Origin of the sequence: Pseudomonas fluorescens (genome assembly GCF_902497875.1) — a bacterium.
Taxonomy (GTDB): domain Bacteria; phylum Pseudomonadota; class Gammaproteobacteria; order Pseudomonadales; family Pseudomonadaceae; genus Aquipseudomonas; species Aquipseudomonas fluorescens_BR.
The window spans coordinates 1-15689 of record NZ_CABVHY010000031.1 but is presented as its reverse complement, the minus strand read 5'-3'; the positions used below and the strand labels follow the sequence as shown (position 1 = coordinate 15689).

General features: G+C 61.9%; 12 protein-coding genes. All 12 read right to left on the bottom strand.

Annotated features, from left to right (window positions below; all coding sequences use genetic code 11):
• Nucleotides 1-27 precede the first annotated feature (27 nt).
• Entirely contained in the window at nucleotides 28-1443 is a 1416-nt protein-coding gene (locus F8N85_RS26010; RefSeq protein WP_150806382.1) for an aldehyde dehydrogenase family protein, read from the bottom strand.
• Entirely contained in the window at nucleotides 1436-2626 is a 1191-nt protein-coding gene (locus F8N85_RS26005) for a pyridoxal phosphate-dependent aminotransferase (protein ID WP_150806381.1), read from the bottom strand. The genes F8N85_RS26010 and F8N85_RS26005 overlap by 8 nt, the downstream gene beginning before the upstream one ends.
• 24 nt (nucleotides 2627-2650) lie before the next feature.
• A complete protein-coding gene (locus F8N85_RS26000; RefSeq protein ID WP_150806380.1) occupies nucleotides 2651-4264 on the bottom strand; it encodes a 5-guanidino-2-oxopentanoate decarboxylase in 1614 nt (537 codons plus the stop codon).
• A gap of 10 nt (nucleotides 4265-4274) precedes the next feature.
• The gene (locus F8N85_RS25995; protein ID WP_150806379.1) at nucleotides 4275-6374 is read right to left on the bottom strand and encodes an acetate--CoA ligase family protein; all 2100 of its coding nucleotides are present in this window, start codon (nucleotides 6372-6374) and stop codon (nucleotides 4275-4277) included.
• A gap of 18 nt (nucleotides 6375-6392) precedes the next feature.
• Nucleotides 6393-7553: an acyl-CoA dehydrogenase family protein gene (locus tag F8N85_RS25990; RefSeq protein ID WP_150806378.1), complete on the bottom strand. Its 1161-nt coding sequence runs from the start codon at nucleotides 7551-7553 to the stop codon at nucleotides 6393-6395.
• 52 nt (nucleotides 7554-7605) lie between these two features.
• Nucleotides 7606-8397 carry an enoyl-CoA hydratase/isomerase family protein gene (locus tag F8N85_RS25985; RefSeq protein WP_150806377.1) on the bottom strand — a complete coding sequence of 264 codons (792 nt, stop codon included), beginning with the start codon at nucleotides 8395-8397 and terminating at the stop codon, nucleotides 7606-7608.
• Between the two features lie 368 nt (nucleotides 8398-8765).
• Nucleotides 8766-10178 carry an amino acid permease gene (locus tag F8N85_RS25980; RefSeq protein WP_150806376.1) on the bottom strand — a complete coding sequence of 471 codons (1413 nt, stop codon included), beginning with the start codon at nucleotides 10176-10178 and terminating at the stop codon, nucleotides 8766-8768.
• Between the two features lie 210 nt (nucleotides 10179-10388).
• Nucleotides 10389-12665, bottom strand: a complete 2277-nt coding sequence (locus tag F8N85_RS25975; RefSeq protein WP_150806375.1) for an ATP-binding protein — start codon at nucleotides 12663-12665, stop codon at nucleotides 10389-10391.
• On the bottom strand, nucleotides 12662-13432 hold the full coding sequence (locus F8N85_RS25970; RefSeq protein ID WP_150806374.1) for a substrate-binding periplasmic protein: 771 nt from the start codon (nucleotides 13430-13432) through the stop codon (nucleotides 12662-12664). Before F8N85_RS25970 ends, F8N85_RS25975 begins: the two co-directional genes overlap by 4 nt.
• A 5-nt stretch (nucleotides 13433-13437) precedes the next feature.
• Nucleotides 13438-14151: a response regulator gene (locus tag F8N85_RS25965; protein ID WP_150806373.1), complete on the bottom strand. Its 714-nt coding sequence runs from the start codon at nucleotides 14149-14151 to the stop codon at nucleotides 13438-13440.
• A gap of 92 nt (nucleotides 14152-14243) precedes the next feature.
• A complete protein-coding gene (locus F8N85_RS25960; protein WP_150806372.1) occupies nucleotides 14244-14891 on the bottom strand; it encodes a TetR family transcriptional regulator C-terminal domain-containing protein in 648 nt (215 codons plus the stop codon).
• 394 nt (nucleotides 14892-15285) lie between these two features.
• Nucleotides 15286-15689: transposase (locus F8N85_RS25955; RefSeq protein WP_150806371.1), on the bottom strand; the 404-nt coding region annotated here is incomplete at its 5' end.

Genomic DNA, 15689 nt, shown 5'->3' with positions numbered 1-15689 from the left:
TGCGGCCCGCGCGCGTTCACGGCGAGATCACAGCTGCATCGCTTTCACTTCGACAAACTCGGCCAGCCCTTCTTCACCCCACTCGCGACCATTGCCTGACTGTTTATAGCCGCCAAACGGCGCCTGATAATTGAACGCCGCGCCGTTGATAAAGCACTGCCCAGCGCGCATCTGCCGCGCCAGCCCGAGCCCACGCTCAGTGCTACCGGCCCATACGCCGCTGGACAGGCCGAACGGCGAGTCATTGGCGATTTGTATGGCCTGAACTTCATCCGCATAGGGAATCAGGCACAGCACCGGACCGAAGATTTCTTCCTGGGCGATACGCATCCGATTGTCGACGTCGGCAAATAGCGTTGGCTTGACGTAAAAACCGCGCTCGAACTCGTCGGCCGTTTCACCGCCACACAGCAGCCGCGCGCCCTCTTGCTGACCGACTTGAATGTACTCGCGCACGGTCCGCCGTTGCGCGGCCGAGCACATCGGGCCAAGGAAACTCTGCGGGTCGAGCGGATCGCCCATGCGCAGGCTTTGGGTCTCTGCCAGTGCCAGCTCCAGCGCCTCGGCATAGCGGCTCGCGGGTAATAGCATGCGGGTCAGGGCAGTGCAGGTCTGTCCGGAGTTGATCATCACGTCTTGCACACCGTAGCGCACCGCCGCGGCCAGATCGGCATCTTCGCCGATCAGCAACGGCGACTTACCGCCCAGTTCCAGGCAGACCCGCTTGACCGAAGGCGCTGCCGCCTGGGCCACGCGAACGCCGGCGCCGGTGGAGCCAGTGAACGAGACCATGTCGACATCCGGGTGCCTGGCCAAAGCTTCACCGACCTTGGAACCGGGCCCGCTGACCAGGTTGAACACCCCGGCCGGCAGACCGATAGCCTCGATCATTTCCGCCAGCAGGAAGGCATGCAACGGGGTTTCCTGACTTGGCTTGACCACCACTGTGCAGCCGGCCGCCAGCGCCGGCGCGAGTTTTCCGATCAACTGGTGCAGCGGGTAATTCCATGGATTGATGAAGGCGCAGACACCCACCGGCTCGCGAATCACCAAAGAGTTGCCGACCTCGCGTACTTCATCCATCAGCGAGGCGATTTCGATGTACTGTTCCAACCCGGCGATTGGCCCCTCGACCTGCACCGAGCGGCACCATTGCACCGGCATGCCAAGTTCGGCGGTGATCACCTGCGCCATCTCGTCCGCCCGCGCTCGCAGCTGCTCGACCAGTGCGCGGATGTAAGCCGCTCGCACACTGGACGAGGTTCGCGACCATGCACCGAAAGCCCGTCGGGCCGCGGCCACGGCGCGTTCAACGTCATGTTCGTCGCCCAACGGCACTGAGCCCGCGACCTGCTCCGTTGCCGGATTGATCACCTGGGCCAGGCCCTGACCGGAAGGCCGCTGCCAGGCACCATCAATAAACAGCCCGCGATAATTACGCATCGACCTGTATCTCCATCAATTCATTGGCGCAGCGGGCAATCCGCTGGCAGGCATCGCGCAGCGGCTCGGTGCCCAGTACCAGCCCCAGGCGAATATGCCCGGCGGCACTCGGGCCGAACGCTTCACCGGCCAGCACCGAGACTCCGTGTCGATCCAGCAGGCGGTCGGCGAAAGCCTGGGCGCTGAGCCCGGTCTCGCGGATGTCGACCATCACGAACATCCCGCCATCGGGCTTCAGCGCACGCACGCCAGGGCAGTCGGCCAGGCATTCACAGACCAGATCCCGGCGTTGGCGGTAGGCCTGGCGCATGGCTTCGAGTTCCGGCAGTTGGGTCTCCAGTGCGACCACCGCGGCGTCCTGAATAAAATCCGGGGAGCCGTAGAGCATGCACAGCGCAAGGTTTTCCAGATGGCCGGCGAGTGACGGCGGCGCGACCACCCAACCGACGCGCCAGCCGGTCATGGCGTGGGATTTCGACAGGCTGTTGAGGGTCGCGGTGCGCTCGGCCATGCCTGGCAGACTGGCCGGGCTGATGTGCTCGCCTTCGAACAACAGCTCGCTGTAGACCTCGTCGGAAATCAGCCACAGGTCATGGGCAATGCACAGCTCGGCCAGCGCCTGCCAGGTGGTGCGCGGCAAGCTGGCGCCGGACGGGTTATGCGGGCTATTGAGCGCCAAAGCGCGAGTACGCGGGGTAATGCGTGCGGCGACGTCTTCAGGCAACACCCGGAAGCCGTTCTCGGAGCGCACCGGTACCGGAATCACCACCGCGCCGCAGGCACCGAACACGGCTTCATAAGTGACGTACATCGGCTGGGCGACTATCACTTCATCGCCGGGATTGAGTACGCACTGGGCGACACTGAACAACGCACATTGCGCGCCGGCCAGCACCACCACCTGATCGGCATCGACTTGTTGACCGCTACGTTGCCGATGGCGTCTGGCAATGCTTTCACGCAAGGCACGCTTGCCGCGCACTTCGGCGTAGTGGGTATTGCCTGCCAGCAGGCTATCGATGGCCGCTTGCACGATCGGTACCGGGGTATCGAAATCCGGGTCGCCCACCGACAGCAGCAGAATGTCCTGGCCCTGTTCCTGAAGCGCCAGGGCGCGGTAATGAATCTCCCAGGCGGCGGCACCGTCACCGTCGATTCGTTGGGTCAGATCGGAAAAACGCATGAGGGTTTGTTCCTTAGTGATGGTTTAACCGACCAGCGCACAGGCGTGCTTGAGTTCGATCAGGGTCACGCCGTTTCGGCTGAATCCGGCACGCAGCTCGCTTTGCAATTGATCCAGACTCTGCGGTTGGGTCACGGTGCAACCGAAGGCGCGGCCCAATGCGGCAAAATCCGGGTTGCGCGGCAGCACGCCAATCGGCTCGATGTCGAGGCCGAGCATGTCGTCGCGGATCTGCCCCAAGGCCTCGTTGTTCCACAACAGCACCACCAGCGGGCTGTCCAGCTCTTCCACGGCGGTCGCCAGTTCTTGCGCGGTGTAGAGAAAACCGCCGTCACCGACCAGCACCAGTCCAGGCCGGTTCGGTGCGCCAAACTTGGCGCCGATACCCGCTGGCAAGCCATAACCCAAGGTGCCGTAACCGGTCGGGTGCAACCAACTGCGCGGCGCCTTGCTGCTGAAGGCGTAGTTGCCGGTGTAGGCCAGTTGAGTCATGTCGCTGCTGATAAAGGCGTTGTCCGGCAATTCGGCCGAAACCCGGTCGAGGATCGCCTGATGGATCGACTGCAAGGTGCCGTGCCCGGCCTTGACCGCTTTTCGCAAGGTGTCGACGGCTTGAATGGCAGTGCTCGCATCGCGTGCGGATTCGGGCAGACGCTCCAGCAAGGCGACGACGGTTTGCCGCGCATCGCCCTGCAAGGCTACCGTGCACGGATAGAAATCGTTGAACTTGCGCGAGTCGATATCCACCCGCAGCAGCTCGGCATTCAGCGGCAGACGTTCACGCCAGTAATCGGTGTCGGCCATCTCGGTGCCCACCGCGAGCACCACATCGGCTTCGGCGATCAGCTCCCAGCCCGGTTCCACACACAGGGTCGACCCGGCATTCAGCGGTGCATCCGGCGGCAACAAGCCCTTGCCGGCGACGCTGCTGAAAAACGGCGCGGCAAGCCGCGTGCTCAAGGCCTCGAGCGCCTGGCCGGCATTCAGTGCACCGCCGCCGGCGATGATCATCGGCCGGCGTGCCGCCTGCAGTTTTGCCACCGCCTGATCCAGCGCCTCGGCGGCCGGTAGGCCACGTCCCGGACGGCGCACCACCTCATTGCTCCAGTCACGCGTTACGGGCGCGGCCAGCACATCCAGCGGCACCGAAATATGCACTGGACGCGGACGCTCGCTGTCGAACACCGCGTAAGCGCGGGCGATCAGCTCGGGCAAATCCTCGGCACTCAAGGCCACCGCCGAGAACGCGGTGATCGGCGCGGTCATGGCGCGCTGATCCTGGGTTTCGTGCAGGCAACCCCAGCCTTTGCCAAGACTGGCCGTGTGGTTGACGCTGGAAATCACCAGCATCGGGATCGAGTCGGCGTAGGCCTGGCCGATCGCGGTCGCGGCATTGGTCACGCCGGGCCCGGTAATGATGAAGCACACCCCCGGCTTGCCGCTGACCCGCGCATAGCCGTCGGCCATGAAACCGGCCCCTTGCTCATGCCGGGTCAGCACATGGCGAATGCCACTGCCGGGCAAGCCGCGATACAGCTCCAGGGTATGCACGCCGGGAATGCCGAACACGGTATCGACGCCGTAATTGGCCAACAGGCGCACCAGGGTCTGGCCGCCGGTCAAGGTTTTGCTTTGCATGCTCAGATCCTCAGGCTTGGCCGAGGCGTATCAACGCATCGACCGCGGTGGTGCCTTGGGCACCGACCAACAATGGGTTCACATCGAGTTCGAGCAACTGCCCGGCGTTCTCACAGGCGTAGTCCGCCACGGCGCGGATCGCGGTCACCAGCGCATCCAGATCCGCTGCTTCGCGACCACGAAACCCTTGCAGCAAGGCGGTGCTGCGCAGGCTCAACAACGCGTTGCGAATGGCCCCGTCAGTAGTTGGCAACAGCAGGCTGCGGCTGTCCTTGAGCAGCTCCACCAGAATCCCGCCGGCACCGATGACCAGCGCCAGGCCGAAGCAGGTTTCGCGCTTGATACCCACAATCAGCTCGGCCAAGGGCGGGGTTGCCATGCGCTCCAGCAGCACCTGATCGAATGCGACGCCCGGTGCGTAGTCGGCGATCCGCGCGCGCATCTGTTCCAGGGCGTCGCTCAAGGCCTGCGGATCGCGCAGGTTCAGTGCCACGGCACCGGCTTCGGTCTTGTGTGGCAGCTCGGCGCTGACCGCCTTGAGTACCAGTGGATAACCCAGCGAATTCGCTGCTTCCAGCGCCTCGGCCGGAGTGCTCAACACGCCTTGCGGTATCGGCAGGCCAAAGGCGCGCAAGGCCTGCTTGGATTGCCATTCATCAAGCAGTTGCCCCTCGCCTTCCAGCGCTTGCGGGCAGAGCGGCACCAGCGCCGACTCACCCAGCGCGAGCAAGGCCTGACGCTTGCGCTGATAACCGGCGATCCGACCCCACGCCGCCAAGCCATCCTCGACGCCCTGCAATGCCGCCACACCGCGCGCATGCAGACGCTCGCGAGCACTGGCCGGCAGCAGTTCGGGAAAGGCCGAGGTGACGAAACCAGTCTTGCCGTGACGGCTCAACGCATCGCAATACAGTTCCAGCAGCAGGTCACATTCCTTACGCTCGCCGGTGGCCTCCGAGGGGTAGTCGAGCACCAGGATTGCGGCGTCGGCTTCGGTGCGCAGGGCGCTGTCGAGCATCTTGTCCAGCGCTTCGCGGTCACCCCAGATCGCCGTGGTGAAATCCAGCGGGTTGACCAGGTTGGCGTAGCTCGGCAGCACTTGATCCAGCTCGACCCGCTGGCTTTCATCGAGTTTGGGCAGGCTCAAGTCATTGCGTTCGGCATAGTCGGCAATCAACCCGGCATCGCCACCGGAACAGGCCAGGGCGATCAGGCTGTTGCCTGCCGGCAGATTGCCGCAGGCAGCGGCTTTCAAGGTTTCGACAAAACTCACCGGACCACTGACACGAATCACCCCGAGGCGCTCGAACAAGCTGTCGTACAACACATCGGAACCGGCCAGCGAGCTGGTGTGGCTGAGGGCCAATTCGGCGCCGATCTGCGACACCCCGGTTTTCAGCGCGATGATCGGAATACCTTTTTCCAGCGCCTTGTGTGCCGCGCGAGCAAAGCCTGGAACGTTTTTCAGGCCTTCCAGATGCAGGCCGATCGCGGTGACGCGCGGCTCGTCGAGCAGCACATCCATCAGCTCGGCGATGCCCAGTTGCGCCTGGTTGCCGACTGAAGCCATATAGGCCACTGGCAACGAGCGGTCACTCATGGACAGGTTGTAGGCGAAGTTGCCGCTCTGGGTCAGCACTGCGATGCCCTTCTCCACAGTCCTGCCGCCATGGGCGACCGGCCACAGGGCCGAGCTGTGCAGGTAATCGAGCAAGCCGTAGCAGTTGGGGCCGAGCAAGGCCATGTTGCCGGCCGCCTTGAGCAGCTGGTCTTGCATGGCCTGGCCTTGCGCGCCGGTCTCGGCGAAACCCGAGGCGTAGCAAATCGCCCCGCCTGCATCCCTGGCCGCCAGTTCGGCGACACAGGTCAAGGTCAGCTCGCGATTGGTGGCGATGAACACCGCGTCCGGACCACACGGCAGTTCTGCCACGCTACGCACACAGGGCACGCCTTCGAGGCTGTCGTGCTGCGGGTTGACCAGCCACATCTGGCCTTGATAACCGCCCTCGGCACAGCGCTTGAGAGCACGGGCCATGCTCCGGCCGCCAATGAATGCCAGGTGGCGCGGCGCGAGCAGGCGTTTGAGGTTGTCGCGAATCTGTTGAGACATATCCGTTCTCCGACCCGATCAGCGCAGCAGCGGCCGCAGCAGTTCGCGGGAAATAATGTGACGCTGGATCTCCGAGGTGCCTTCCCAGATTCGCTCGATCCGGGCGTTGCGCCAGATGCGCTCGACCGGACCTTCGTCCATCAAGCCCATGCCGCCGAAAATCTGCACCGCTTCGTCGGCCACGCGACCGAGCACTTCACTGGCGAACAACTTGGCCATCCCGGCTTCGCCGTCGGTCATGCTGCCCTGATCCATTTTCCAGGCGGTGTGCAGGGTCAAGAGTTCGGCAGCGCGGATTTGCGTGGCCATGTCGGCCAGCTTGAACGACACCCCTTGATAGGTGCCGATGGGTTGGCCGAACTGCTTGCGATCCGCCGCCCATTGCAGCGAAACGTCCAGCGCCCGCTGGGCCTGGCCGACGCAGTTGGCGGCGACCATCACCCGCCCGGCGGTCAGCCAGGCGTTGGCCACTTCCCAGCCCTTGCCGACTTCGCCGAGCACTTTGGAAGCCGGGACGCGGCAGTCGTCGAAGAACATTTCGTAGGTGTGATAACCGCGGTTGCTGACGCACTTGGGCCCGCGGCGGATAGTCATGCCCGGCGTGCCCCGGTCGACCAGGAACGAGGTCACGGCGTTGCGCTGGCGACCGTTGTGTTCGTAGGTGTCGGTCACGGCGAAGACAATCGCGAAATCGGCGTGCCCGGCATGGCTGATGAAGTGCTTGCTGCCGTTCAACACAAAGTCGTCACCGTCGCGTACGGCACGGGTCTTGATTGCGTTGGCATCGGAGCCGGCACCCGGTTCGGTGAGGGCGAAGCAGTCGATCTTTTCGCCCTGGATGCACGGCAGCAGATAGTCCTGAATCTGCTGGCCGGTGCAGGCCATGAGGATTTTCGACGGGCGCGCGACGAACACATGCAGCGCCCACGAGACCTTGGACAGTTCGCGTTCGATCAATGCCTGGGACAGATAGTCGAGCCCGCCTCCGCCTACTTCTTCAGGCATGTTGAAGGCATAGAAGCCTGCCGCCAGCGCCTTGCCGCGAATCTGTGCGGCGAGTTCCGGGGACACTTCATCGGCGCGATCGACCGCTTCTTCATGGGGCAGCAGCTCCTTGGCGACAAAACTGCGTACCGCGTCCACCAACATTTCTTGTTCTTGGGTCAGCTGGAAATTCATAACGCTACCTGTTCTTCGATAATCGTTTTATTCGTGGGCTGCGATGCCGCATTTATTGGCCAGTAAAGACCGGCGGGCGTTTTTCCATCGCCGCGCGCAAGGCTTCGGCGCCATCTTCACTGCGACCACAGAGCAAACCGGCGGCGAGTTCCGCGCTCAGTTGTTCCGGCAGGCTGCGCTGGGCGCCTTCACGCATCAGTTTCTTGGTCTGGGCAAAAGCGAAAGTCGGGCCGCTGGCCAGGCGCGCGGCCAGTTCGCCCACCACGCTCAGCAGTTGCTCATCGGCGCAGACTTCGCTGACCAGGCCGGTCGCCAAGGCGCGATCGGCACCCCAGAGTTCATCGAAGAACAGCAGACGCTTGGCCTGCTCGGTGCCGATCAGTCGCGGCAGATGCCAGCTGGCACCGGCGTCCGGCGAGTAGGCCATGCTGGTGTAACCGGCCTTGAACCGGGCGGACTGCGCGGCAACGCGCAAGTCGCAGCACAGGGTCAAATCCATCCCGGCGCCGACGGCGGTACCGTTGATCGCGGCAATGGTCGGTTTATCGAGGCTGTACAGGCGGCTCATCATGGCGTGGGCGGTTTCGGTCCAGCCGTAGCTTTCCAGCGCACCGCGGGCCTCGGCTTCGGCCCATTCGGCGAGGTCGGCACCGGCGCAGAAACTGCGACCGGTTCCGGTCAGCACGATCACTCGCACCGCCGGATCAACGTTGAATTGATCGAGCAAGGCGTGAAGGCTTTTCAGCGTCGGAATGTCCAGCGCGTTGCGTTGCGCGGCACGGTTGAGGGTGATCCAGGCAACACCCGCTTCGACCTGACTGAGCAGAGAAGATTGAGTAGTCATACGAGTCCTCGAATTGTTGTGTTTGGCATGAGGGGGGAGCGACATGGCGACCATACTAAACGACTGTTCAGTAAGGCGGCAATCCTGTGGCCAAGGAATGTGTAACAGCCCTGAAATTTAAGTAATTCATTGTTTTTAAAAGAAAAAACCAGATATTTAGAGTAGCCGCCGGAAAAGTTGTTACATCTTTGAACAACTGAATACGGGGGCTGTTTGCGAGGTATTGAGGACGAAGAGATCAAATGTGGGAGCGAGCTTGCTCCGGGCGGCGTTCCGACGATGACGGCATAACATTCAACAGTGATGTTGACTGTCAGTCCGCTATCGCGAGCAGGCTCGCTCCCACATTTAGTTTTTTGTTTACAGGCTTAGACCGTCGGCAGTGTCTGCGCCATAGCCGCCTGGCGCTTGCGATTCGTCAGGAAGTAAGCGCCATAGCACAGGGCAATAAAACCAAAACCCCAATACAGCGACGGACGCTGCGTCTCGTCCAGCGCCAGGAATACGAACAGCGAACAGCACAAGGCGATGCATAGCAGCGGCAGGAACGGGAACCAGGGCGCGCGATATTTCAGATCGCTGAGCTTGCCGCCTTCCCTGATGAAGGCGCGACGGAATTTATATTGCGCCAGGGCGATCACGATCCAGGTCACGGTACCGGCCATGCCGCTGACGGCCATCAGCACCATGAACAGGGTGTCGGCGGCAATGAAGCTGGTCAGCAGCGACACCAGGGCAAAGCACAGGGTGATGCTCAGCGCCCGCAATGGCACGCCGCGAGAACTCAAGGGCGAGAGGCTTTTCGGGGCCATGCCGGTTTTCGACATTGCCCAGAGGATCCGCGTCGAGGCATACAGGCCGGAGTTACCCACCGAGAGAATCGCGGTGAGGATCACGAAGTTCATCAAGTCGGCGGCGTAAGGAATGCCGACCATGTCGAACACCTGCACGAACGGACTTTCCATCAAGCCGGCCTGCTGCCATGGGACGATGGCCGACAGCACCACGATGGCCAGCACATAGAAGATCAGCACCCGGAACACCACGTTGCGCACCGCCTTGGGGATGCTCTTCTCCGGCTGGTCGGTTTCGCCAGCGGCAACGCCCATGATCTCACAGCCCTGAAAGGCATAGACCACAGTCATCATCACCGCGAACACCGCCGACAGACCGTTGGGGAACAGCGAGTCGCCGATCAGGTTGGTCATCATCGGCGCCGGCGCACCGCTGGTCAGCGGTATCGCGCCGAAAATCACCAGTACACCCACGATGATAAAACCGAGGATCGCCGCCACCTTGATCCCGGAGAACCAGTATTCCGCTTCACCGAAGGCGCGAGTGGCCAGGGCGTTCAACCCGAATAACACCACCACAAATAGCGCCGACCAGTACCAGATAGGGATGTCCGGGAACCAGCGCACCATCAACATGCCCGCCGCGGTGAATTCCAGGCCGACCGTGGTCGCCCAGCTCATCCAGTACACCCAGCCGATCATGAAACCGGTGGCGGGCCCGATGTACTTGGTGGCATGGGTCTGGAACGAGCCGGACACCGGCATCTGCACCGACAGCTCGCCGAGACAGACCATCACCAGGTACATCAGGAAGCCGGCCACCAGGTAAGCCAGAATCGCCCCCATCGGACCGCCCTGGTTGATGGTGACGCCCGAGCCCATGAACAGCCCGGTGCCGATGACCCCGCCCAGCGACAGCATGAAAATGTGTCGGCTTTTCAAGGCCCGGGTCAGCTGTATGCCTTTAGGTTCGATAGATTCGCTCATGACCGCACCTCTCAAGATTGGGAAAGGTGCGCGGTGGATGACAGGAGGTCATCGCGCGGGGAAAGATCAGCTTTACGGCAGTTCATTATTATTATCTCCAATAAGCTTCGAAGACCGCGTCCGGCGCGGTTGTGCCGATTATTGGAAAGCCATGTAAGTTCGCGTTGAACCTGAAGATCAAAGTTGTAAAAAGTCGTAACGATTTTGTACTCAGGTGTTTAACACGTCCGCCAGCACCCCTTGCGAACCCTGCAACACCCCATGAAACCGCGGCACCAACGCTTGCACCGCCGCCGTGTCGTTGTTCAGTGCCGCCTCTTCCAGGGCCCGCAAGACCTCGGCCAAGGCGCGAAAGCCCAGTGAATCACTGCTCCCGGCCAAACGGTGGGCCAGATGCGCAACCTCGGTACAGTCACCGGCTTCAATGGCTTCCATAAGCGTCACGCGGTGCTGGGCAATCGAGTCGCGCAGCACCCCCAGCAAACCCTGAAGTTTCTGCTCGCCGAGCAAGCTGCGATGGGTGTGCAGCAACTGCCAGTCCATCAGCTGCCAGCCCATCGGATGAGTGTCCGGTGCCGGCTCGGGCATAGGTGCTTCACCGGCCAGTGCCTGGCGCAGATTTTCGAGTTTCAGCGGCTTGGCGAGAATGCCCTGCATGCCGGCATCCAGATAACCGCGAACCAGCGCCGGCTGCACACTGGCGGTCAGGGCGAGGATCCGGCTGTGTTGATTGGGCCCCGGTGTGCTGCGGATCAGCTTGCACAGTTCGACGCCACTCAAGCCCGGCAGATGCACATCGAGCAGAATCAACTCGAAGGACTGCCGGCGGCAAAGTTCCACGGCTTGCTCGGCATCCTCCGCGAGGCTGACCCAATGCCCGTCGCGTTCCAGCAGACCACTGACCACCTCGCGGTTCAACGCCACATCTTCGACTACCAGAATGCTCAGCGCCTGAACCGGTGAAGTGGTGCGCGTGACAGGGGCCACGGCCAAAGCCGGTTGCAGGGACAGCTCGAACCAGAAGCAACTGCCCTGCCCTTCCTTGCTGTCGACACCGATGCGCCCGCCGAGCAGCTGCACCAGGTGTTTACTGATGGCCAATCCCAGCCCGGTACCGCCATAACGCTGGGCCACGTCTTCGCTGGCCTGGGTGAAGCGCTCGAAGATCTTTTCCTGCACCGACGCCGCGATGCCGATGCCATTGTCGGTCACGCTGAACCGCAAGCGTTGCCCTGTGGACGGATCGCCCGCCGTCAGTAGCGCGACGTCGACGGTAATGTGTCCGGCCTCGGTGAACTTGATGGCGTTGGCCAACAGGTTACTCAACACCTGGCGTAAAAACTGCTCGGCGCCATGACAACGATCGACGACCTGCGGATCAATCCGACAATGCAGTTGCGTGCCATTGCTCAGCCCTCGCGGTTCAAGCAACGTCAGTACCTCATCGAGCAGTTGCCCGAGAGAGAAGTCGACCTGCTCCGGATGGCTTTCGCCCTCCTCCAGCCGGGCGAAATACAGCACTTCGTTGAGAATCGTCAGCAGACCTTCGCCGGCTTTGTACAACGCTTCCAGGCGTTTGCCATCGCGCTCGTCGAGGCTCGCGCCGCGAAGCAATTGGGCCATGCCGAGAATGCCATTGAGTGGAGTGCGCAGTTCATGGCTCATGGTGGCAAGGAAGCGCGACTTGGCGAGGTTGGCCGCTTCGGCCTCTTCCTTGGCGCGCAGCAGACTGGCGGTGCGCCTCTCGACCATTTTCTGCAGTTCGTCGCGCTTGTCCTGCAGTGCCAGGCGGTCGACTTCGCGGCGGTGGATATCGCTGAGAATCGCCCGGCGCATGTCATCCAGTGCGTGAGCCACGGTATCGATTTCGTCTTCGCTGCCGGTGCTGCTTTTGTCCAGGCGCAAAGGTTCATGCCAGTCACCGGCGGCAATGCGCCGGGCGAAATCGGCCATGACCTGCAAATGCCGAGTCACCAGCCGGTAGAACAACCCCGACAGCGCCACCGCCAGACCGCAGAGGAACACGCTCATCCATAACAGGCTGGTCAGGCCAGTGGCGTACAACCGGCGATACACAGCGCCCAGATCGATACTGACTTCCAGCTCGCCCAGATGCCGCGACGGGCCGGCCGGTGGCTGATAATTCAGCTGGAAACGCTCGATACGCAATGGGCCGACCGGCGCGGTGCTGCCTTGCAGCAGGTCGAAGTCGGGACTGCGCAAACGCACCCGGGCCACATCGGAAAAATCCACCAAGCCGCGTAGTTGCACATTCAACTGCTCCTGGTTGAGATCCCAGAGGCTGCGCTCCAGGCTTGCCAGGTAGCCGGCGCGGATCAGCTCCATGCGCGAATCGATATCGCGCATTTCACGGCGGTACTCGAAATACAGCTGCACGGTGCTGGCGAGGATGGTGAAGCACAGACTGAACAGCAGGATGAACAGCAGCAGGCGTCGCAACAGGCCGCCGGGACTGGCGCGGCTCATTGCGTGTCCGCCGGTAGCTTGATCATGTCGCGATAGGTGGCTTCGCTTTCGTTGAGCCAGCGTTCGATCTCGCCCGCGTCGACCATCCGCTGCAGTTCGGCGTCGATCGCGGGCATGCGCTCGGCCAGCCTGGAACGGCGCGATACGGCGATCCGCAAATAGTCGACGCTCAATGAACGGGGCAACGCCTGGATGTCTGCGGCGCCCGGCAGGTTTTCCACGAACAGCTGCCCGGTGCGCCACTCATGGGTGATGAAGTCGATTCTGCCGCGAATCAGCTTGCCGAAGTTCTGTCGACTGTCGGATACCCATTCGATATTGCCGTGCCGGGCGACGAAGCGATCGAAGTCCAGGCCATAGCTTTCACCAAACAGCAGGCCGCCGCGGTAATTGCCGAGGTCTTCAAGCCGTTCGAACTTCACCGGGTGTTGGCGGTTGAAGAACACCGCGACCTCTTCACGCAACACCGGCACCGTCGAGAAGCGCATGCTCTGTTCACGCTGCGCCGTGCTGTAGGCCAGGACCACGTCGACCCGGCCTTCGGCGGCGTCCAGCAGGCAGCGCTTCCAGTTGCCCAGCACGACGATCTCGACCTCGTACCCTAGGTTGCCAAACAGCTTCTTCACCACACTGGGCGCCAGGCCGCGCACCTGTTTGCCGTCGCTCCAGGAAATCGGCGGGTAGACCGGATAATCGCAGTAGCGAATTTTCTCGGCCGCCGCAGATGTACCCGTCAGTGCCAAGAACAGCCAGAGCAGCCGCCACATAGCGTTCAGGCAGCCACGCTGGCGGTGAACAGATAACCGGCGCCATGGATGGTAATGATCAATTGCGGCTCGGCGGGATCGTCATGCAACTTACGCCGCAAGCGCCCGACCAGCACGTCGATGGAGCGGTCGTTGGGTACCCATTCACGGTTGCGGATCTGATCCATCAACTGATCGCGGCTCAAGGTATGCCCGCTGTTGCGCAGGAAGACACTGAGCAACTGGAATTCACCATGGGTCAGCAGGGTCTCGCCACCGGCATCATCGATCAAGCGTCGGCGATCAGTGTCCAATCCCCAGGCCGCGAACTGTTTGACCTGGCGCAGCGCCGGTGCCGGCTGTTGCAGCTGGGCATGGCGAACCCGGCGCACCAGGTTCTTCGCCCGTGACACCAGTTCACGTGGATTGAGGGGTTTGATCACGTAATCGTCAGCGCCGCATTCGAGGCCGACGATGCGGTCGATTTCGTCATTGCGCCCGGTAATCAGGATGATCCCGACTTCCGAGCGCACGCGCAGCTCGCGGGTCAGGGTCAGACCATCCTTGCCCGGAAGGCGGATGTCCAGCATCACCAGGTCGACAGTGTTGGTCGCCAGAAAGGTTTCGGCCAGCTCCGCCGTCGCGGCGCAGTGCACGTCGTAACCTTCTTGCGAAAGATAGGCGTGAAGGAGTTCGCGAATCAGCGGATCGTCGTCGACGATCAGTACCCGAGGAGTCATCGCTTGGTGTCCTGCATAAGCCCGAAGGGCATGTTTCTTATTAGAATTTGTCGCGTTTGAGCGGCAGAGAGTAGCTATTGCTGAACGATCGATCAACAGCCCTCTGTCTGCAAACGAAAACGCTGACGAGCGCCTGCCTGCAAACCGTCGACCCAGGCTTCACAGATCTGCACGCCCTGGCTCGGGGTGAAGGTGCCGGGGTTGAGTCCCGACTCCAGCCACAAGCCGTCGAGCAGCGCGCTCAGGCTGATGGCGGCAAGGTCGGCATCAAAAGCCTCCCAGCCCTCTTGCCGAGCCAGATCGTTGAGCACCTTGCGCAATTCGCTGCGGTATTCGCCATAGGAATGCTCATGGGCGAGATTGATCGCTTCGGCGGTCTTTACCGCGCCCCAGAACGCCAGCCAGGCATCCAGCAGTTGCGGGTCCAGCAGTTCGGCGGAGAACGACGCGCGAAAAAACGCTGACAAACGCTCACGGGCATTGGGTGCGGCTTGCTCCATGGCGTCGCGTAACAGGCTCATGACTCGCCCGGTGACCGCCATATAGGCTTCGGCCACCAGCTCATCCTTGCCAGAGTAGTGATGGCTGATCAACCCGACCGATACCCCCGCCTCAGCCGAGATCTTGCGGATCGAAGCTCCCTGGAAGCCATGGCGCTTGAGGCACACCAGCGTCGCCTCGATCAGGTTGGCCTTGCGCAACTCCGGCTCCATTCGGGAAAAGCGGGCTTCCTGGGTCATGGTGATCAATCTCCTTGGAACGTTCGTTGGGCTGGTCTTTTGCAGCCACTGAGCTGAACGACTGTACAACAAGAGCGCAGATTGTGGCGAGGGTGCTCCTGTGGCGAGGGGGCTTGCCCCCGTTCGGCGGCGAAGCCGTCGTAAATCCTGAAGACATGTTTTCCCTGACACAATGGGGTGGCAGGTTTTGGGGCCGCTTCGCAGCCCAGCGGGGGCAAGCCCCCATAGGCGCTAACCAAATCTCTCGCTCCATAGCTCATCTTGCTGGTATCCCCGCTTTTTTCGCGGGGATTCGCGCAGTGCACGACTGAAGTAATCCCATTTCTCAAGACACGTAAACAACGACAAGCGGGGACTGATCACGCTACAAAGCAACCAATGGATAAAGGCCATTTCACGCCAGCGACAACGCCTCTGAGCCACGTTTTCTTGAATGCCCCTCGCTCTCGACAGGGGAAAAATGCTCGCCTGTGGCGATCAACCGCTCAATAAGGCAAGCCACTAATAATTTCCCTTGCAGCCAGGCTTTCGCGCCTTCCGGGTTTTTCTTTCTCAAGCGCGATAACCCTAGCAATGACTTCATCCGCTTGAACGCCAACTCCACCTGCCAGCGGTGCCGATAAAGGGCCAAGACCTCTTGCGCACTCAGGCAGTCCAAGGTCGTGACCACCACAACGTAGCCTGCTGCCTCCACTGTCTGTGATTGAAGCTGCTTCTGTTTTTGCTTTTTTTGTGCAGTTCTCTGTAACTTGCGCTCGCTTTCCATCCTTTGTTCATCCGTCTTGCGGTATGCACACA